The following is an 18691-nucleotide window of genomic DNA, read 5'->3' on the forward strand; positions in this document are numbered from 1 at the left end:
GACGGTGCAATAGGGCAGGTTGTTTGCTGCGATCCGGTGTGCCGGATCAGCGGTTGCGGCTGGGCGGCAGTACCGGGGCTTCGCGCAGCAGCACTATGGAGATTCGCCGATTTGCGGCCATGAACGGATCCTCGGGGAACAGGGGTTCAGAGTCAGCCTTGCCGGCGACCTGGTAGATCCTGTTTTCCTTGAGACCGCCATCCATCAGCACACGGCGGGCGGCATTCGCCCGGTCCGAGGTGAGTTCCCACTTGGAGTAGTCGTCGCCGGATGACATGGGCCGTGAGTCCGTATGACCGCCGATGGTGATGCGGTTCGGCAGCTGGCGGAGGGTTTCACCGATCTTGTTGAGCAGCACGCGGGTGCGCTCATAGGGGATGGCGCTTTCCGTCGGGAACATTGACCGCCCCTCCTGGTCCACGAGCTGGATGCGCAGGCCTTCAGGGGTTTCATCGATGATAATGTGCTTGGAGAGTTCAGCGAGTTCGGGTAGGTCCTGCAGGGACTGACGGATCGACATTTCGGCACGGGCAAAGGAACGGGCTTCCTTTTTCGCCTTGCCTTCATCGATCAGGGATTTGTCCTCGTGTTCTGTTTCGGCGCCGTGGGCTGTCTTGTCATTGACACTGCCGTCGCCCGGAGTCTTGCCCTTGTTGTCGCCTTCTTCTTCTTCTTCCGCAGGCGGAGAAAGAGACATGACGATGGCAGTGATGGCGCCGCCTTCACGGGCACCGCTTGAATCATGTGCCGTGCCGCCGAGCACACCGCCAGACCCGGAGGTAGACCGGGAGATGTTAGGCGGGGCGAAATAGTCGGCAAGACCGTCCTTCTGTTCCGGTGTAGTCATGGAGATGAGCCACATCAGCAGGAAGAACGCCATCATCGCGGTCACGAAGTCGGCATAGGCAATCTTCCACGCACCACCATGGTGGCCGTGGGCTGCCTTCTTCACCTTCTTGATGATGATCGGCTGTTCGTTAGTGACTGCCATGGACGCGGTTGCCTGTACCTTGCGGTTAGTGTGACTTCACCCGAAGCCTCGGGCCGGTGCCTAGGCCGGCTGGGGCAGGGAGCCGGTCTTCTCTTCGAGTTCGGCGAATGTCGGGCGCGTGTCGCTGAGCAGGGCCTTGCGACCGAACTCAACAGAGACCGCCGGCGGGTAGCCAGACAGATGCGCCAGGATCGCAGCCTTGATGCACTGATAGTATTTGGCTTCCGCGTCATAGGTTGCTTTGAGCGAGGCCGTCATCGGCGCGAAGAACCCGTAGGCCACGAACACGCCGAGGAAGGTACCGACGAGGGCGCCACCGATCAGCTTGCCGAGCACTTCCGGCGGTTCGTTGATCGAGCCCATCGTCTTGATCACGCCCAGCACGGCGGCAACGATGCCAAGAGCGGGCGTGCCGTCGGCAAGGGCCTGCATGGCGTCGACCAGCTGGTGGCGTTCATTGTGATGGGTCTCCAATTCCTCATCCATCAGCGCCTCCATCTCGTGGGGGTTTTCCGTACCCAGCGTGATCAGGCGGATGTAGTCGCAGATGAAGTCGACGGCGTGGTGGTCAGAGGCCACGGAGGGGAACTGCTTGAAGATTTCGGAGTCGTGCGGGTTCTCGACGTGGGCTTCCAGCGCTAGGTTGCCCTTGGCTTTGGCGAGCTTGAAGAACTGGAACAGGCAGGACAGCAATTCGAGATAGCTGTCCTTGTTGTAAGGCGAACCTTTCATGAGGGTGCCCATGGCACCCCCCATCTGCTTAATGACGGTTCCGGGGTTCGCAATAATAAAGGCGCCCAGCGCGGCACCCAGAATGATGACGCCTTCGAAGGGCTGCCACAGCACGCCCAGCTTGCCGCCCATTGCCGCGTAGCCGCCAAGCACGCAGACAAAAACAGTAATAATGCCGACAATAAGCTTCATCGCACGGAAGGCCCCGAATTGGTCGCAAGTCCGCGCGCCGCAGGGCAAGGGACTTTTCTGACGTTATCTGACCGGAACTTTCCCCCAATCGCGTTAACACGCGGTTGAGGTTGACGAGCGTGGTTAATGCTTTGCAAATGCACAAGCGTCTGCTGGCCTGGGTACGTGGTGGTCTTGCAGCTGCGTTCATACTCTCCGGTGCACCGGGCCAATTCCGCCATTGTGCCGGAGGGGGGAACCACACTAGAAGTGCCGGGCGGGGCCACTCCACGATCCGACCTTCGCCGGGGCTAGACTTGATGACAGAAAATTCTCGCGAATTCCGTAACGCGCTCGGCTGCTTTGCCACCGGTGTGACCGTTGTGACAACACGCCGGCCGGACGGTGCGCCGGTCGGGATCACGGCGAATTCATTCTCTTCAGTGTCTCTGGACCCGCCGCTCGTGCTGTGGTGCATCGACAAGTCGTCGGATTGCTTTGATGATTTTCAGGCTGCGGATCGTTTCGCGATCAACGTGCTTGCTGCTGACGACATGAATGTCAGTAATGACATGGCGCGGACCGGTCGGGACGGTGTCGGAGACCATGGGTTCAGCGACGGGCCGGTGCTTGGTTTGCCGGTTCTTGAACGGGCACTTGCGCATTTCGAATGCGAGGTCGAGCACCGCCACGCAGGCGGTGATCACGTCATTCTGGTGGGCCGTGTGAAGGGCATGCAGTCGCGGCAGGACGGAGATCCGTTGCTCTACTTCCGCGGGAAATACGCGGCGATCACCGGCTAGGCGCCGCCGGTCTCTTCCTTCAGAGCCTTCACGTTGTCCCGCATGCGCGAGAGGACCTTCAGCGCATGGGCGTAATCGTCCGGTGAGATACCTTCCTTGGCGCGGGCGTGGATCATGGTGAAAACGCCCTGGCCGAGAAACTTGACGCTGTGGAAGTAGTCGGTGAGCCAGATCTGCTTGGATCGCCGGTCTGTCGGGTGGGGACGTCTTTCCACCAGCCCGCTTTTCTCAAGCTCGTCGACATGGGGACCGACCGACACTTTGTGGATGCCCATATCCTCGGCCAGTTCGGTCTGGGTCCTGCCGTCACGTTCCATGAGCAGCCCGAGGATCTGTGAGCCGGATCGGCTCATCGGCATGCGCCGGTCGTACTCACCGGACAGCAGCCGGCCGAACTCCTGCAGCAATGTAGAGAACTCAAGCGCTTCTTCGATTTCGCGGGGGTCCGGCTGCGGCGCGGCTTTCGGCGGGTCCTTGATCATCAAATCAGTATAGTGCGTGGCGGCAGCGCACGTCAGAAATTTCCCTGTTAAAGATCTGTCCCGGGCATCAGGCGGAGCGTGCCTATGGCATTGGCTTCGATCTGCGACCGCTCGGTGATCATGGGAACGTGTTCACCGTCCGCCCAGAGAGTTGCGAATGTATCGTACCAGGGAGATGTGGGGTTGCCGGACTGACCGGTCGAGATGATGAAAACAGAATTGTCCAAATCGTTGAAATCGAAGACGGCTCTGTACCCCGCCGCGTGGACATTGGCGAAGGGACGGTCCGTGCTGCTGCCAGTTTGTCCTCTGTTGACCGTGTAGGGTCCCCCGGCGCTTTCCCGTTCGATGTTGAAGATATCCCGCAGTACGGGCACGAATCCGAACGGCAGATGGTTGTTGATGACAGGATGCGCCTTGCCCCAGCGCCAGGTGCTCATGTCGGTTCCATATAGTGCGTTGAGGTCGTTAAGACCGGCTGCGAGTGCTTTACGGACGACATCCGTACAATGCTCTGGTTCCGGCGTAAGCCTGTCATCGCACCACTTGGCAGCAGTGGGGTCTGATCCGGAAAGCGCATTGAGGATGAATGTTTCCCGGCGGCGCGACGCGCTATCTGCAAGCTCGCCGAGTTCGTCCGCATACAGAGAAGCATGTAGGCGACGCAGAGCAGCATGGAAGATGAGCGGCTGGCTGGCATCTCTCTCCATTCTTGCGTCCCAGTTGCGCAACAGGTTCTGCGCTTCGGCCATCTGGTCGGTTTCCGGTTCGACGCTGGTGAAATAGGGCGTCAGCTTTTCTGCCATTTGCGATTTGTTGTCGGCCAGAATGGCTTCAAAGCTGGCGACGTCGTGGTCGCGCTTCGCTTCGATCATTTCCTCGATGCGGTTGGCCCGGTAGGGCGCGTCCCAGCTTGATGAAATGTAGTAGAGAAAATCATCGGGAATGATCTTGTTGTTGGCAGTCGCAATGTAACCGTGGGCCGGGTTGATGATCTGAGGCAGACCGGCGTGGGGGACGAGCCCCTGCCACTCGTCCGCTGCCGTGGCACCAGACGCCGGGAGTAAACCACCAGTCGAATGGGCTTCACCCCGCAATGGCACGCGGGCGGGGGCGATCATGCCGATGTTACCCTCAGTATCTGCCACGACCATGCTTTGCATGGGGGATACATGCAGGCGGGTGGCTTCGAAGAACTCGGTCACACTCCGGGCCTTTGTGAAGCGGTATCCGGCCTCGATCGTTGTGTCCTCGCTTGTGAGCGCTGTCCATCTCAAGGCCACAACGTGGCCGTCCTTCACCACATCATCCACGGTGTCCGCCAATGCATCGAGAACCGGGCCGTTGCGTGTTTCCCGGATTGTGAGCGTTTCATCCTCGCCCAGGCGGACCCGGATTGTTTCCTCGCGTGTTGTAAAGTCCTGCCACCCTTGCGGGGTGCGGTACTGGCTTGGTGCGTCGGGGTTCGCTTCTTCGATCACGAGATCCTGTGTGTCCGGTCCCGTGTTGGTGAAACCCCACGCAATATAGTCATTGCGGCCGAGAATGATCGAAGGGATGCCGGGGATGGTGACGCCGATGATGTTGGCGCCATCGGCGCTCATATGGGCGGCGTACCAGATGGACGGGGCGAGCATTCCCAGATGCGGATCGTTGGCGAGGAGCGGTTTACCGCTCTTTGTCCAGGTTCCGTCCACGACCCAGTTGTTTGAGGCGCCAGGTGGGCCGGTATCCGGGATGGCAGCCAGAATCCGTTCGAGGCCCAAGGTACGATACAACCGGGCCATATCGCGGATCGCCGGTTTGCTATCGGTATCGTAGGGTGGGTCGAAAGTCTCGAGCTCCTCATCGGACAGGACCTCCATCAGCCGTGTGCGGAGGATTTCCGAAAAGGCATTGCCGGACAGGCCGGCAGCCAGCAGTTTGACGAGCCCTACGGAATCCGCTGGCTGCCATGGTTCGGGTTCGTGCCAGAGCATCTGAAATTCTGGTGGCAGCGGGCGATCAGACGCCTCTATGTAGGTATTCACGCCGCGTGCATAGGCATCCAGCATGCTTCGCAGTTCCGGCGACAGATCGTCGAGGGAGCGATCTGCATGGCCATACATGTCGAGCGTGCGGATGACGCGATCAGCGGGCAGGGCAGGTGCCCCGAAAATTTCGGATAGCCGCCCCTGCACAACGCGGCGAAACAGCTCCATCTGCCATAGCCGGTCCTGGGCATGGGCGTATCCCAGGGCGTAAGCGGCATCAGCATCTGATTGGGCAAAGATGTGGGGAATGGCGTACTCGTCGCGCACGATGTCCACCGGCGCTGTGACGCCGTTCACCGTGGCCTTCCCGTCATAGTCTGGCAGGGCCCGTTGCGAGAGACCGATCAGATTGAGGATGAGAAGGGCAACAAGCGTCAGCAGCGCGGTGATCGTGATTCCGCCCCAACGGATGATCTTTGCAAACACGGTCTTGCTCCCCCCGGAGTGAATGTCGGCTTGTCGGATTCTACGCGCGGATGCGTATTCCGGTTCTGGCTCGATTCATGTTTAGTGCGCGCAACAGATAAGCACGTGCGACAGGAGTTACCATATGGCGAAAGTGGCGTTTATCGGTCTCGGCGTGATGGGGTTTCCCATGGCCGGGCACCTGGCCGAGGCCGGCCATGAGGTGACCGTTTGGAACCGCACCACCGCCAAGGCCAAGAAATGGCGGGAAGCTTACAAGGCGAGCCACGGAGGGAGCGGGGCCTGGACACCTGCAAAGGCGGCTGAGGGTGCCGAGATCGTGTTTGCCTGCGTCGGCAATGATGACGATGTGAGGTCGGTTACCGTTGGGCCCGACGGGGCCTTTCATGGAATGGCCCCGGGGACGGTCTTCGTCGATCATACGACGGCGTCAGCTGATCTGGCCCGGGAGTTGGCCACAGAGGCACAGTCCCGCGGCTTTGGTTTCGTGGATGCGCCTGTTTCCGGCGGTCAGGCCGGTGCCGAGAATGGTCAACTAACGATTATGTGCGGCGGTGACGAGGCGGATTATGCGACGGCTGAACCGGTGATGGCTGCCTACGCCAAACAGGCCCGGCTGATGGGACCGACCGGGTCCGGCCAACTGACGAAAATGGTCAACCAGATCTGCATTGGTGGTCTCCTGCAGGGGCTGTCAGAGGCGATCAACTTTGCCCAAAAGGCAGAGCTTGATGTGGCCGCCGTCATCGACGTGATTTCCAAGGGCGCAGCGCAGAGCTGGCAGATGGAGAACCGCTGGGAGACCATGTCAAAAGGCGAATACGACTTCGGATTTGCCGTGGACTGGATGCGCAAGGACCTTGCCATTTGCCTGGCTGAAGCCGAACGCAATGGCGCCTCACTGCCGGTGACCAGGCTTGTCGATGGATATTATGCCGAGGTGCAGGATATGGGCGGCAACCGCTGGGATACGTCGAGCCTGATTGCTCGGCTGCGCAAGGACTAGCCGAGCGGTAACGTTCCTGCGCTGTTCATGCAGGACGTGGATCGGGACAAAGCGGGTGAACGCTGCCATAGCGGTCCTTCATGTCCATGTCTGAATGTCCGATGTCCGGTGGTCAAAGTCGCGATGGCAGCGCATCCTGCACAGCAAACCAGGGACAGGCCCGCTGTGTAGCTCACGCAGGATAGGGCGAGGTTTGGACAGGATAAACGCGGCTTAGGTACTGGGGAAAAGTAAATTCTGGCGAATTTGGCGTAGATAAACACTAACGAATCGTAAATATTTTGACCGCGGAGCACAGAATATGGTAGATGTCCATCTTGTATGGACAATATATTGAAATTTTCAGATTATGACGCTTTTGCCTACGTCGCTTGCGGCGTGGTTGCATTTGCTATTTCTGATGTCCTTTTCGATACCCGGCTGGTGTTTACATCTGGGTGGACGTTTTCGGAAGGTCTCCTTTTTTTGATCGCAGCATATTTGGCCGGGCATCTCGTAGCGTCGCCGTCAAGTTGGGTATTGGAAAAACTGTTCGTCGGCAAAGTACTGGGGGCTCCCACGGCTCATCTAATTGGTCTAGGGCCACCAGGCCGGTTAGGGGCAAGTCTTAGACCTCTGTTCCGGGGCTATTTCGCTGAGATGCCAAAAAAGCAACTTTCAGCAGTCGCGCAAAGCGAGAACCTCACCGCAAACAACTCCGTAGACGGAGTATTCTGGCGCGCATATGTGGTGGCTCGACACAATCCGATCTCTTCCGCTCGAATGGAATCTTTTCTCAAGCTGTACGGATTTTGCCGGAACATGAGCTTCTTAGGTTTGGCAACGTTCGTCGGCGCTCTGTACATCGGCGTTTCGAATTGGTGTGAGGGCGGATGGCACGATCTCGTGGAAACACATTTAGTGATGAGTACGGCAGCAGGGATCGTTTGGCTTGTTCTACTCCTGCGCTACCTGAAATTTTATCGTCTTTACGCGCTTGAAGTGCTCTTGGCTTACGCAAAGTCAATTTCAGATAAGGACCGACGATCATGATGCAAATTGTGGTTCATGACGTTGGGCACGGGGCTTGCGCTTCGATCCGGTTCCCCAATGGGAAACTGCTTATGTTTGATTGCGGCGCCGGAGGGGATGAAGGGTTCTCACCTGGTGCTTGCTATTGGAACCAGACCATTGACATGCTGACCCTCCAAAATCTCGATCACGATCACGTGGAAGGGATTTGCTCTCTCGTTGGCAATGTCAGCATTTGCGGACTCTTCAGTAACCCCTCTATCGGGGTAAAAGAGTTTGACGCGCTCAAGACATCTGGCTCGTCTCCCGCACTGAATTTAGTTCGTGACGTGATTGCAGCATTTGGACCCACGGTCGGCATCTCTGAGATAGACCTTGGGGGTGCACGAGTGACTTGGTGTTGGCTGAATTATGGTGATGCCGGAATTTCTACAACAAACGATCTGAGTGTGGTTGCGGTTGTTGAATATGGTCAATTCAAAATTGTCTTCGGGGGTGATCTAGAAAAACTTGGCTGGCAGCTTTTGATGCTGAACCCAGATATTAGGCGCGTCATTTCTGATGCGAACATTTTTGTTGCTTCGCATCATGGTCGCGATAGCGGTAGAAATGAGGAAGCAATGGGAGCAATGCGGCCTGATGTGGTTATTTTTTCTGATAAACGACGGCGATATGAAACGCAAAATACAAACTCATGGTATCGCCGCCGGACTAAAGGAATTGTGGATAGATCAGGGACCGAAAATATCTTTGATCCAAAGCTTCGTCACGTTCTTACGACACGGCGAGATGGCACATTGACTATCAACGTTAATCAATTTGGTCGCTATGTAGTCTATCCGGGTCGCGCGAGCGAGCCGAAGACTGACAGCATGCTAGAATTCGAGAAAATCTTAGCGCTCTTGGACCCTATTTGTGCCTGAGAAGGCCAAATCCGTCGAGTGTCTCTACCCGTCGCGTAGCTGCTGTGCCGCTTCCATGGCGAAATAGGTGAGGATGCCGTTGGCACCGGCGCGCTTGAAGGCGAGCAGGCTTTCCATCACGGCACGGTCGTGGTCGAGCCAGCCATTGTTGGTGGCTGCCTTGATCATCGCGTACTCACCGGACACCTGATAGGCGTAAGTCGGCATGCGGAAGGTGTCCTTCACCCGGGCCAGCACGTCCAGATAGGGCATGCCGGGTTTCACCATCACCATGTCCGCGCCTTCTTCGATGTCCATCGCAACTTCGCGCAGGGCTTCGTCTGTATTGGCCGGGTCCATCTGGTAGGTGCGCTTGTCGCCCTTCAGAGCGGCGGATGAGCCGACGGCATCCCGGAAGGGCCCGTAGAAGGCGGATGCGTACTTGGCCGCGTAGGCCATGATCTGCACATCCTTGTGTCCGGCATTCTCCAGGGCGGTGCGGATGGCACCGACACGGCCGTCCATCATGTCGGACGGGGCGATGATGTCGCAGCCTGCATTGGCCTGAACCAGGGCCTGTGTGCAGAGCATGTTGACGGTTTCGTCGTTGAGAATGGTGCCGCCTTCCAGCAGGCCGTCATGGCCGTGGCTGGTATAGGGATCAAGCGCAACATCGCAGAGCACGCCGATCTCGGGCACCTGTTCCTTGATGGCACGTGTGGCAGTGCAGACCAGGTTCTGTGGGTTGAGGCCCTCGCTGCCGCGCTCATCACGCAGGCCCGGTTCGGTGTAGGGAAACAGCGCGATGACGGGAATGTTGAGGTCGGCCGCCCGCGCTGCTGCTTCCACCGCGAAATCGACCGACAGGCGATCGACGCCCGGCATGGTCGCAACCGGCTCACGCCGGTTTTCCCCGTCGATGACGAAGATCGGCCAGATGAGGTCGTTTACCGTCAGCACGTTCTCGGCGGTCAGCCGCCGCGCCCAGTCCGCCTTGCGGTTACGGCGCGGGCGGGTTGCCGGATAGCCCGGGCCAAGGACTTCCGCTGCCGGGCTGCTTGCCTGGCCGAGATGGCTGATGCTTGATGTATCGCGTTTCGTGCTCATGTAGCCTCATTAAAAGGCTTGGCGGAATTCGGCAAGCGAGTGCTTTCAAGGTGAGACAAGATGCGTCTGTTGTCACGGGATGAAGTCCGCTCGGTTTATGATGCCTTCGGAGCCCGGCAGGACAGCCAGGGATGGTACGAGGATGTGCCGCTGGCGGAGCTCAAGGAGCATATGAGGTTCCAGGACGCGGAATTCGTACTCGAGCTTGGATCAGGCACAGGCAAGCTCGCGCATGAGATCGTTACAGAGCTCACTCCTGCAGGCACCAACTATCTTGGGCTTGATGTCTCGCCGGTGATGGTGAATCTGGCGCGCAATCGGTTGCGGCACTGCGGAAATGCCTTTGCCGTGGTTGGGGACGTGCGCGCACCCCTTCCTCTTGCTGACGGCTCTGTCAGTCATGTGCTGGCTGCCTATGTGCTCGATATTTTCTCGGAAGAGGATATCAGGTCGATCTACAGCGAGGTCGGTCGCGTCTTGCGGCCCGGTGGCCTGTTTGGCGCGGTGAGTCTGTCAACTGGCGGAAATCTCTGGTCGCAGATGGCCAGCAGGGTCTGGTCATTCGTGCACACGATGCGGCCCCAGGCTGTAGGCGGGTGTCGGCCTGTCGAGCTGCTGTCCTGCGTGCCGGACGGATTTGACGTCGCGCATTCCTGCAAAAAGATCGGTGGCGGTATTCCGTCTGAAGTCGTGGTGGCGCGGAAGCCTCGCTGAGGGTCCGTGCGCAGGCAATAATCACGCATCCGCTCCGCATTTGAGGTGCGTTGACGGGTTCAGCGGGCCTAGCTACACCCCAAGGCAACAAGAGGAACTGATGCTCGGGGAGTGACGCCGCCGATGGATTTCGCCCTTACGGAAGACCAGCGCGCCTTTTTCGATACGGCCCGTGATTTCGCTGACAAGGAACTCGCACCGAACGCCGCACAGTGGGATGCGGAGGCGATCTTTCCTGTCGAGACCATGCGCAAGGCGGCCGAACTGGGCTTTGCGGGGATTTATGTCCGTGACGATGTCGGGGGCAGCGGGCTCTCCCGGCTTGATGCGGCGCTGATCTTCGAGGCCCTGTCCATGGGGTGTACCTCGACGGCGGCCTACATCTCGATCCACAACATGGCGTCCTGGATGATCGATACGTTCGGGTCCGACGAACAGCGGCAGAAATGGCTGCCGCGGCTGACTTCCATGGATTTGATTGCAAGCTACTGCCTGACCGAACCGGGGGCGGGGTCTGACGCGGCGTCGCTGAAGTCCAAAGCGGTGCGCGATGGCGATCACTATGTGATCAACGGCGCCAAGGCATTCATTTCCGGCTCGGGTACGTCCGACATTTATGTCTGCATGATCCGAACGGGCGACGAAGGTGCGGGCGGTGTCTCATGCATCGTTGTCGAGAAGGGAACGCCGGGGCTCTCTTTTGGCGCAAATGAAAAGAAGATGGGCTGGAACTCGCAGCCGACGGCGGCAGTGATCTTCGAGGACTGCCGGGTGCCGGTCTGCAATCTCATCGGGGCGGAAGGTGATGGATTCAAGATTGCCATGAAGGGGCTTGATGGCGGACGGCTGAATATTGGCGCCTGTTCTATCGGAACAGCGCAGACCGCGCTTGATGCGGCAATGGCCTATGCCAAGGACCGAAACCAGTTCGGCAAGGCGATCGCGTCCTTCCAGGCGACCCAGTTCAAGTTGGCCGATATGGAAACGGAGCTCGAAGCAGCGCGGCTGCTGCTTCGTCAGGCAGCAACCAAGCTTGACCAGAAGACGCCTGATGCCACCAAGCATTGCGCCATGGCGAAACGGCTGGCGACCGATACCGGCTTCAATGTGGTGAACCAGGCGCTGCAGATTCATGGCGGCTATGGTTATCTCAAGGACTATCAGATGGAGCGGCACCTGCGTGATGTGCGCGTGCACCAGATCCTTGAAGGCACCAATGAAATCATGCGCGTCATCATTTCCCGCGAAATGCTGAAAGACTGAGAGTCCAGGTGCAGATGTCCGATACTGATCTTCCCGAAGCCGAAATCCTTTTTGAAGTGAAGGGCGCCGCCGGCGTCGTTACGCTAAATCGACCCAAGGCGCTCAACGCGCTCACACTCAACATGGTGCGGGCACTTGACCCGCAACTTCGTCAGTGGGCAGAAGACCCGTCAATTGAACGCATCATCGTCAAGGGAGCGGGTGAAAAGGGGTTCTGCGCTGGTGGCGATATTCGTGCGCTCTATGATTGGGGAACAACCGGTGATCCGCTTGCCGTGGGCTTCTACGAGGAAGAGTACAAGCTCAACACTTTCATCAAGGAATATCCCAAGCCGTACATTGCCCTCCTTGACGGCATCACCATGGGTGGGGGTGTAGGCTTATCCGTACACGGATCGCACAGGATTGCGACCGAACGGCTGATGTTTGCGATGCCGGAAACGGGTATTGGCCTGTTTCCGGATGTTGGGGGAACGTACTTTCTTCCGCGAACGCCGGGCGAAACGGGGATGTGGCTTTCCCTGACCGGTGCGCGCCTCAAGGCCGCGGATGCGCTCTTTGCCGGGATTGCGACGCAATACATTCCGTCCGAACAGCTGGAAACACTGGAAGATGCGTTGACCGTGCCCGGTGCGGATATTGACGTGGTGTTGAGGGACTTCGCGGCGGGGGCCGGAGACAGTGCGCTTGAGCCTCTACAGGCCGACATCGCGCGATTGTTCAGCGCCGACAGCGTTGAAGCTATCCTCGCAGCGCTCGAAGCCGAAGGCAGTGCCTGGGCAGCCAAGCAGGCGAGTACCATCCGCAGTAAGTCACCAACAAGTCTGAAGGTGGCGTTCCGCCAGATGAAGGTTGGGGCGCAGGCATCGTTCCGGGAGTGCATGGAGACGGAATTCCGGATTGTATCGCGTGTCATGGCCGGCAAGGATTTTTATGAAGGTGTGCGGGCCACGATCATCGACAAGGATGGCGCACCAAACTGGCAGCCTGATTGTCTTGAAGCCATCACCGACGCGGACATAGACGCCATTTTTGCGCCGCTTCCTGGCGGCGATATCAAGCTCGGCTAACGGGCGGCAATTATCAGGGAGTAATGACATGGCAAGCATCGGCTTTATCGGCCTCGGCAATATGGGCGGGCCGATGGCGCGTAACCTGCTGAAAGCCGGCCACAGCGTCACGGTATTCGACCTATCGAAAGATGCGGCTGCTGCGCTTGCTGAAGCTGGTGCTTCTGTTGCCGGGTCGGCCGGTGAAGCTGCTTCCGGGGTTGAGATCGTGGTCAGCATGTTGCCTGCGGGACGGCATGTGGAGGCGGTGTATGGCGGTAATGACGGGGTCATTGCGCGGGCAGGGGAAGGGACCCTCCTGATCGACAGTTCGACGATTGACGTGGCGACGGCCCGGAAGGTGGCGGCGCAGGCTGCAGATGCGGGACTGGCGATGGTGGATGCACCGGTTTCCGGTGGCGTCGGGGGCGCGGAAGCGGGCACGCTGACCTTCATGGTCGGTGGTGATGCGGATGCCTTCGCAAAGGCCAATCCGATCCTGGGCGCCATGGGGAAGAACATCTTCCACGCAGGTGGTGCCGGTAACGGTCAGGCGGCCAAGATCTGCAACAACATGCTCCTCGGTATCTCGATGATCGGGACCGCGGAGGCCTTCAACCTTGCCGAGAAGCTGGGTCTCGACGCACAGACCTTCTTTGACATCTCTTCGACCGCATCGGGCCAGTGCTGGTCGATGACAAGCTACTGTCCGGCTCCGGGTCCCGTGCCGACTTCGCCAGCCAACAATGACTACAAGCCCGGTTTTGCGGCAGCGATGATGCTTAAGGATTTGAGGCTGGCCCAAGAGGCAGCCGCCCTGGCACAGGCCCCCACGCCCCTCGGCAGTGAGGCAGCGTCGCTCTATGGGCTGATGGAGGCGACCGGAAAAGACGGCGTGGATTTTTCCGGTATCATCAAGATGCTTCGGGGGGACCTGTAGCCCGATCAAGTGTCGACACGCATCCGTGTAGAGCCTGGCCGATACAGCAGTGCTATGGCGCTAAACTCCGTTTGCGCTGACACATGCAGGAAAGGACGCGCCATGACACCGGAACAGATCAAGCTTGTGCAGGAGAGCTTCGCCCGCGTGGCCCCAGATGCGGAAGAGGCCTCGCAGGTCTTCTACACCAGGCTGTTCGAACAGGCTCCGGAAGTGCGTCCGCTGTTCAAAGGCGATATGCGCGACCAGGGCAAGAAGCTCATGGCTATGCTGGCGACGGTTGTGCAAGGGCTTAATGATCTCGATGCGCTGATGCCTGCGATCCGGGCTCTGGCTGTGCGTCACAACGACTACAAGGTTGAGCCCGCGCATTACGACCATGTGGGTGCCGCACTTTTGTGGACATTCGAACAGGCTCTCGGTGACGCGTTTACTGCTGAAACACGCAAAGCCTGGTCTGAGGCCTATGGGGTATTGGCAGGAGCCATGATCGCTGCTTCGGCGGAAGCCAGGTAACGAATTTGCGGCGGTTTGGTGAATTCATTCGAACATACATGCGCGCACTGCGTGTGCACTAAGCGGTTGTTCACCTTTTTGGGGCAATTTCCCTCGCGATTTTGAGGGAAGAGTACATGACCCCTGAGCAAGTTGACGTGGTCCGGTCGAGTTTCGAGGTCGTCGCTGACCGTGCGGATGATGCGGCCCGTCATTTCTACAAGAAGTTGTTTTCAATCGCGCCGGAAGTGCGGCCGATGTTCACGTCGGACATGAAGGCGCAAGGCCGCATGTTCGTGTCGATGCTGTCAAATGTGGTTGACCGACTGGACCGGCCCGAGGAAATCGCGCCGCTGCTTGAAGGGCTGGCAATCCGGCATCGGGACTACGGTGTGCGGCCTGAGCACTACGGTCCGGTGGGGGCGGCGCTTCTCTACGCGATTGCGTATGTGCACCAGGACGAATTCAACCGCGAAATCCGCGGTGCATGGGTCGAAGCCTTCAGCCTGCTGGCTAATGGAATGATCGAATCCGCAGAAAACCAAGTGTTTTCATCCACGGCGGCGGAATAGTTTTATCTAAAATTTGAGGCGTATTAACCGGTTGGTTTCGCGCTTCGTTAAGGCGGTAGCGGTAGTCTTTCACTGAGTTCGAGACAAATGCCTCTGTGTCGAATGAGGGGCGGGATGTCTGAGTAACCGGGAGACGTTTTATGAACATGACTACTGCCGTGGCCGTGGACGATCGCACCGAAGGTGCCGCCGGCGAAGAGCTTAAAAACCTCTATCTTGAGACGCTGACCTTCGTTGAGCGTCTGCACCGCTGCCTGCTTGACGTGATCAAGGATGAGCTTGATCGCATTGGCTGCGACGAGATCAACAGTGTCCAGGCGCTGCTGCTGTTCAATATCGGCGATGCCGAGTTGACCGCAGGCGAGTTGCGCACGCGGGGCCACTATCTTGGCTCCAACGTGTCGTACAATCTGAAGAAGCTCGTGGACACGGGTTTCATCCACCACAAGCGGTCGGAAGCCGATCGCCGCTCCGTGCGGGTGAGCCTCACGGAGAAGGGTCACGAGATCAAGGAACTGGTGGACGAGCTCTATGACCGCCACATGGTGTCGCTGAAGCCCGTGGGCGAAGTGACCGAGGAAGATCTCGAGACCGTCAATACGTCGCTGCGCCGTCTGGAGCGCTTCTGGACCGACCAGATCCGCTATCGCCTGTAAAGGCGCCCGGGGCAGGCTTCGCGGGGCAGGTGCCCGGTTGCCTTGCTGAAGACGCCCTGCGACCATGATTGCGACACATGACAAAGGCGCCGGCCCAAAAGGCCGGCGCTTTTTGCATGGAGGCTGTCAGGAGCGCCGCGGCGGATGAGGAATGAAAGCGCTGGTACGCGCCGCATAGGCGTCGTAACCCGCGCGCCGCTTGCGCAGACCTCGTTCCAGGAGGCTTAAGCCGGAGACGCGAAGGATCAGCCAGGTCATGAGGATCGGGCTGATGATGGTCCACCAGTTCTGTGTGTCTGCGACGGCAATCAGGAAGAGGCCCCACCACAGAACCGTGTTGCCGAAATAGTTCGGATGGCGCGACCACGCCCATAGTCCCGTATCAAGCACCTTTCCCTCATTTGCCGCGTTTCGCTTGAATGCGGCTAGCTGCGCATCGGCCAAGGCTTCCATGAGGAACCCGAGAACGAACAGGGTCATGCCCAGGGCATCCAGAAGGCCAAGAGGGGCGGCAGCGTTTGAAATGCCGGCCATCAGGGGGAGGCCGATGATTAGGATGAGCGCGCCCTGAAGCCCGAAGACAACATACAGGCTCTGCCAGGCAAAGCCCGGTCGGCGGGCGCGCATGGCCTGATAGCGTTGATCTTCCTGCGGTTCCTGCAGCCAGCGCGACCACAGATATGTGCCGAGCCGAATTGCCCACAGGGAAGTCAAGGCCAGGACCAACAGCGCACGGGGATGCTCCGGTGCCGTCGCGACATAACTGATCCATGCCACGATGCCGAAACCGAGCGGCCAGAATGCATCGATGAAGCTGACATCCTTCAACGGCAGGCTCAAAAGCCATAATCCGAAGGTGCAGGCAGCAATGATTGCTGTCGTCAGAATGAGCAGGTCTGAAGGGATCATCCGGGCCCTTTGGTTGCGGCCGGCGGACTGGCCGGCGCCCAATCAGCCTAGGGCCGAATTCCCGCACCAAACAAGGTAAACCAAGTCTTTCCTAGCGATTTTGGTTAAAGGCCGCTAGGCTTTCAACGCCTGTTGCGCTGCGGGGGCGCGCTATGGGTTGCGACCACATTTGGGGCGCGAGGGGGAGATGCTGCCTCAGGCATTCCGCTTGCATCGCGGAAGGTTAAATGAGGCATTCCCCCGCTTCCCGCGCCTTGAAAGACCAGGACCGTTCAGCTTTGGCACGCTTGCTCACCAATACTGTTCTATTTGCCGCCATCATTGGCGTTTGCGCCGTTCTGGGTATGCTCGCAGGCGGTTCTGAGGCAGCAGCTGAGACGGGTCGTGCCTACGACATATTTGCCGATCGGCCGGTTTCCTCCGGGGCAACTGACAAGTCGGGTGCGGCGGCCAGCCCGCGTTCGACTTTCGTGGATGACCCCTGGGCGGTTGACTGGATCGATCCGTGGGAGGCGCCCCGTCGGATTGAAGATTTCGAAAATGCGTCCGCGCCGGCCTCTGATGCGCCTACCCTTGGCGACGCAGGCTACTGGCCGCTGCTGCGTGCCATTTCCATGTACCGCAACATCGTCGAATGGGGAGGCTGGGACAGCATCCCCGCGGGGGAAGAGCGCTTTGAGGAGGGCCTCGTGGACGAGGTCCGCGTCCCGCTCCTCAGGAAACGGCTGATTGCGACCGGGGACCTTGAGAGTTCGGGCGGCAATCCGACCGTCTTTGATGCGCAGCTGACCCAGGCCCTGCAGCGTTTTCAGGCCCGTAATGGCTTGCTTCCGGACGGCGTTGTCGGCCGTCGTACCCTTGAAGCGCTCAACGTGTCTGCGAAGGCACGGCTGGCGCTTCTTGAGCGGAACCTGAAGCGCATCAACAAGCTCAAGCTCAATCTCGGCGAGCGCTATATCTTTGTGAACATTGCGGGGCAGAAACTTGAGGCCGTCGCCAATGGTCGCGTTGAACGCCGCCATCGCGTAGTGATCGGCAAGGTCGATCGTCAGACCCCGGAATATACGAGCAAGATCACCTTCCTCGCATTCAATCCCTACTGGCATGTGCCGCAGTCGATAGCTGAAAAGGACATCCTGCCTCAGGTGCGGCGTGATCCAAGCTATCTGCGCCGGCTCAACATGAAGGTCTACCGGGGCTATGGGGGCAGTGAAGTCAATCCGTCGACGGTGAACTGGAACCAGGTCAATGGCCGCACCTTCCTGTTCCGCCAAGAACCTGGTCCCCGCAACTCGTTGGGGACCGTAAAGATTCATTTCCCGAACCCGCATGCAGTCTATCTGCATGACACGCCGTCCAAGAGCCTCTTCGGCCGCAGCGTGCGCGCGAACTCGTCGGGCTGTGTGCGTGTCGAGGATGTGCATGATCTCACAACGTGGCTGCTGGACGCCCAGGGCTGGGACCGGTCGCGGGTGGATGCGCTGGTGAAGAGCGGGCAGCGCAAGGACATCTATCTGAAGAAGACGGTGCCGGTTTACATGCTCTACCTCACCGCCTGGGTTGATGAGCATGGGGTCGTGAATTTCCGCGATGACATCTACGGGCGCGACAGCCGCCGGGCGTCGCTTTGAGGTCCGGCATGTCCCGGCCTGCCAGGTTTGCCTATCTCGAACATGATGGCTTGCTGGCCTTTGCCCACCGTGGCGGGGCTGGTGATTACCCCGAGAACTCGATGCATGCGTTCGAGGCCGCCGTGAAACTCGGTTACCGCTACATAGAGACCGATGCCTATGCCACGCGGGATGGAGTGCTTCTGTCCTTTCATGACGACAGGCTTGATCGCGTCACCGACAAACAGGGCGCGATCAAGGAGCTAGATTATGCGCAGGTTCGAGATGCCCGCATCGACGGAAGTGAACCCATCCCCCTGATGGAGGATTTGCTCGGATCATTTCCCGACACCCGGTTCAACATCGACCCCAAGCATGATTCAGCGGTAGCGCCGTTGATCGAGGTGATCCGCCGGACGAATGCCGTGGAGCGCGTGGGTATAGGGTCCTTCTCCGGCAAGCGGCTTACCCAGATGCGTGACACACTCGGCCCCAAACTCTGTACCAGTGTTGGCCCATGGGATGCCCTGCGAGTTCGGCTGGCAGCCTATGGCCTGCCCATGGGCGGATTCAGCCGACCGGGGTGCGTTCAATTTCCTGAAAAGCAGTGGGGCATTCCCCTGGTCGATGCCGACACAGTTGCCCTGTGTCACTCTCATGATCTTCAAGTCCATGTCTGGACCATAGATGAGCCGCAAGACATGAACCGCCTGATAGATCTGGGGGTGGACGGACTCATGACGGACCGTCCTGCCGTGCTCAAAGAAGTGCTTCAGGCGCGCGGGCTGTGGGCCTGACAGCATCGCAACAGACCCGTTG

The 18691-nt window shown here is 59.0% G+C and carries 19 protein-coding genes; 13 read left to right on the plus strand and 6 right to left on the minus strand.

What is annotated here, in order from left to right:
- Nucleotides 1-46: 46 nt before the first annotated feature.
- Nucleotides 47-991 carry a flagellar motor protein MotB gene (locus tag HG718_RS05755; RefSeq protein WP_027837736.1) on the minus strand — a complete coding sequence of 315 codons (945 nt, stop codon included), beginning with the start codon at nt 989-991 and terminating at the stop codon, nt 47-49.
- Between the two features lie 60 nt (nt 992-1051).
- On the minus strand, nt 1052-1915 hold the full coding sequence (gene motA, locus HG718_RS05760; protein ID WP_027837737.1) for a flagellar motor stator protein MotA: 864 nt from the start codon (nt 1913-1915) through the stop codon (nt 1052-1054).
- A 299-nt stretch (nt 1916-2214) separates the two neighbouring features.
- On the opposite strand from motA, the gene HG718_RS05765 reads away from it, so the two are divergent.
- Nucleotides 2215-2697: a flavin reductase family protein gene (locus HG718_RS05765; RefSeq protein WP_160587706.1), complete on the plus strand. Its 483-nt coding sequence runs from the start codon at nt 2215-2217 to the stop codon at nt 2695-2697.
- Here the strand turns inward: HG718_RS05765 and HG718_RS05770 are convergent.
- Together HG718_RS05770 and HG718_RS05775 are read right to left on the minus strand one after the other, a co-directional pair.
- Nucleotides 2694-3179 (minus strand): MarR family winged helix-turn-helix transcriptional regulator, encoded by a 486-nt coding sequence (locus HG718_RS05770; RefSeq protein ID WP_027837739.1) that lies wholly within the window; start codon nt 3177-3179, stop codon nt 2694-2696. The genes HG718_RS05765 and HG718_RS05770 overlap by 4 nt on opposite strands.
- 47 nt (nt 3180-3226) lie before the next feature.
- The gene (locus tag HG718_RS05775; protein ID WP_160587707.1) at nt 3227-5638 is read right to left on the minus strand and encodes a penicillin acylase family protein; all 2412 of its coding nucleotides are present in this window, start codon (nt 5636-5638) and stop codon (nt 3227-3229) included.
- A 124-nt stretch (nt 5639-5762) separates the two neighbouring features.
- Between HG718_RS05775 and HG718_RS05780 the strand changes: the two genes are divergently transcribed.
- The 3 genes from HG718_RS05780 to HG718_RS05790 all read left to right on the plus strand — a co-directional run bounded on the left by HG718_RS05780 (nt 5763) and on the right by HG718_RS05790 (nt 8578).
- Nucleotides 5763-6644 carry an NAD(P)-dependent oxidoreductase gene (locus tag HG718_RS05780; protein WP_160587708.1) on the plus strand — a complete coding sequence of 294 codons (882 nt, stop codon included), beginning with the start codon at nt 5763-5765 and terminating at the stop codon, nt 6642-6644.
- A 333-nt stretch (nt 6645-6977) separates the two neighbouring features.
- Entirely contained in the window at nt 6978-7676 is a 699-nt protein-coding gene (locus HG718_RS05785) for a hypothetical protein (protein ID WP_160587709.1), read from the plus strand.
- Complete coding sequence (locus tag HG718_RS05790; RefSeq protein WP_160587710.1) at nt 7673-8578, plus strand: ComEC/Rec2 family competence protein; 906 nt, start codon at nt 7673-7675, stop codon at nt 8576-8578. The genes HG718_RS05785 and HG718_RS05790 overlap by 4 nt, the downstream gene beginning before the upstream one ends.
- Nucleotides 8579-8602: 24 nt before the next feature.
- On the opposite strand, the gene hemB is transcribed toward HG718_RS05790, so the two are convergent.
- Nucleotides 8603-9664 (minus strand): porphobilinogen synthase, encoded by a 1062-nt coding sequence (gene hemB, locus HG718_RS05795; RefSeq protein WP_160587711.1) that lies wholly within the window; start codon nt 9662-9664, stop codon nt 8603-8605.
- Between the two features lie 60 nt (nt 9665-9724).
- Between hemB and HG718_RS05800 the strand changes: the two genes are divergently transcribed.
- The 7 genes from HG718_RS05800 to ldtR all read left to right on the plus strand — a co-directional run bounded on the left by HG718_RS05800 (nt 9725) and on the right by ldtR (nt 15353).
- Nucleotides 9725-10378 carry a class I SAM-dependent methyltransferase gene (locus tag HG718_RS05800; RefSeq protein WP_160587712.1) on the plus strand — a complete coding sequence of 218 codons (654 nt, stop codon included), beginning with the start codon at nt 9725-9727 and terminating at the stop codon, nt 10376-10378.
- A gap of 123 nt (nt 10379-10501) precedes the next feature.
- Nucleotides 10502-11641 carry an isobutyryl-CoA dehydrogenase gene (locus HG718_RS05805; protein ID WP_160587713.1) on the plus strand — a complete coding sequence of 380 codons (1140 nt, stop codon included), beginning with the start codon at nt 10502-10504 and terminating at the stop codon, nt 11639-11641.
- Nucleotides 11642-11655: 14 nt separating this feature from the next.
- A complete protein-coding gene (locus HG718_RS05810) occupies nt 11656-12711 on the plus strand; it encodes an enoyl-CoA hydratase/isomerase family protein (protein ID WP_160587714.1) in 1056 nt (351 codons plus the stop codon).
- A 28-nt stretch (nt 12712-12739) separates the two neighbouring features.
- Nucleotides 12740-13630, plus strand: coding sequence for a 3-hydroxyisobutyrate dehydrogenase (mmsB, locus tag HG718_RS05815; RefSeq protein ID WP_160587715.1), 891 nt, complete (start codon nt 12740-12742; stop codon nt 13628-13630).
- Between the two features lie 102 nt (nt 13631-13732).
- Complete coding sequence (locus HG718_RS05820; RefSeq protein ID WP_160587716.1) at nt 13733-14146, plus strand: globin family protein; 414 nt, start codon at nt 13733-13735, stop codon at nt 14144-14146.
- 116 nt (nt 14147-14262) lie between these two features.
- Nucleotides 14263-14697 carry a globin domain-containing protein gene (locus HG718_RS05825; protein WP_027837746.1) on the plus strand — a complete coding sequence of 145 codons (435 nt, stop codon included), beginning with the start codon at nt 14263-14265 and terminating at the stop codon, nt 14695-14697.
- 140 nt (nt 14698-14837) lie between these two features.
- On the plus strand, nt 14838-15353 hold the full coding sequence (gene ldtR / locus HG718_RS05830) for a transcriptional regulator LdtR (protein ID WP_373868281.1): 516 nt from the start codon (nt 14838-14840) through the stop codon (nt 15351-15353).
- 126 nt (nt 15354-15479) lie between these two features.
- Here ldtR and HG718_RS05835 read toward each other — a convergent pair whose 3' ends face one another.
- Complete coding sequence (locus HG718_RS05835) at nt 15480-16262, minus strand: DUF1295 domain-containing protein (RefSeq protein ID WP_160587717.1); 783 nt, start codon at nt 16260-16262, stop codon at nt 15480-15482.
- 470 nt (nt 16263-16732) lie between these two features.
- Between HG718_RS05835 and HG718_RS05840 the strand changes: the two genes are divergently transcribed.
- Nucleotides 16733-17893, plus strand: a complete 1161-nt coding sequence (locus HG718_RS05840; RefSeq protein WP_160587718.1) for a L,D-transpeptidase family protein — start codon at nt 16733-16735, stop codon at nt 17891-17893.
- Nucleotides 17894-17901: 8 nt separating this feature from the next.
- Nucleotides 17902-18669: a glycerophosphodiester phosphodiesterase family protein gene (locus HG718_RS05845; protein WP_160587719.1), complete on the plus strand. Its 768-nt coding sequence runs from the start codon at nt 17902-17904 to the stop codon at nt 18667-18669.
- Nucleotides 18670-18691 lie beyond the last annotated feature (22 nt).

It is taken from the genome of Pyruvatibacter mobilis, assembly GCF_012848855.1.
GTDB classification, from domain to species: domain Bacteria; phylum Pseudomonadota; class Alphaproteobacteria; order CGMCC-115125; family CGMCC-115125; genus Pyruvatibacter; species Pyruvatibacter mobilis.